General features: G+C 73.7%; 1 protein-coding gene. It reads right to left on the bottom strand.

Annotated features, from left to right (window positions below; all coding sequences use genetic code 11):
• Nucleotides 1-845 (bottom strand): ABC transporter permease (locus D1825_RS00050; protein WP_138066827.1); only part of this gene is annotated, 845 nt, incomplete at its 3' end.
• Nucleotides 846-986 lie beyond the last annotated feature (141 nt).

The raw sequence follows: 986 nt of genomic DNA, 5'->3' as shown, positions 1-986 counted from the left end.
GCCCGCGCGCGCCCCGCCAGGGTCAGCGCGACGCCCACGATGACGAGCTGCACCACGGACAGCACCGCCGCCGCGCGCAGGTCGAGGAACTGCGTCGTCTGGACCCAGATCTCCGTCTCGATCGTGCCGAACTGCAGGCCGCCGAGGATGAGCACGGTCCCGAACGCGGTCGCGCAGAACAGGAAGACGAGCGAGGCCGACGAGGCGATGGCCGGCGTCAGCGCGGGCAGCGTGACCGTGCGGAACGCCCGCCACGGCGAGGCCCCGAGCGCTCGGGCGGCCTGCTCGGCGCGCGGGTCGAGCCGCTCCCACATCCCCCCGACGCCACGCACGACGACCGCGTAGTCGAAGAACACCAGCGCGGCGATGATCGCGACCAGGGTGCCGTCGAGGTGCAGGAAGCCGAGCGGTCCGCCCGAGACGAGCAGCGAGCGGAACGCGACGCCGACCACGACCGTCGGCAGCACGAACGGCACCGTGACCAGCGCGCGCACGAACGCGCGCCCGCGCCAGCGACGCCGGTAGAGCACGTACGCACCGGGGATCCCGAGCAGCACGGCGATCGTCGTCGCGACCGTGGCCTGCAGGATCGTCAGCCCGACGATCCGCCACGTGCGCGGCCGGGAGAACACGTCCGCGAACCCCGACAGGTCCAGCGACCCGTCGACGACGAACCCGCGCGAGATCATCGCGACCACGGGCCAGGCGAAGAACAGCCCGAGGAACGCGAGCGGCACGACGACCGCCACGACCCAGAACCACGCCAGCCCGCCCCGCCTGCCACGCACAGGCGCGCGCGAGGGCGGCGCCGGAGCAGCGGGGCGGGTCAGCGTCGGGGCGGACATCGTCAGCCGATCACCGTCGCCGACCAGTCGGCGAGCCACGTCGCGCGGTTCGCGGCGATCGCGGCGGGGTCGACGGTGAACGGGTTCGTCGCGAGCGGCGCGAACTTCTCCCAGTCGGCGGGGATCTTGACGGCCTGGCTC

Source organism: Cellulomonas rhizosphaerae (assembly GCF_003470205.1).
GTDB lineage: Bacteria > Actinomycetota > Actinomycetes > Actinomycetales > Cellulomonadaceae > Cellulomonas > Cellulomonas rhizosphaerae.
Note: the sequence above shows the minus strand (reverse complement) of the source record. Positions and strands in the feature narration are given on the sequence as shown.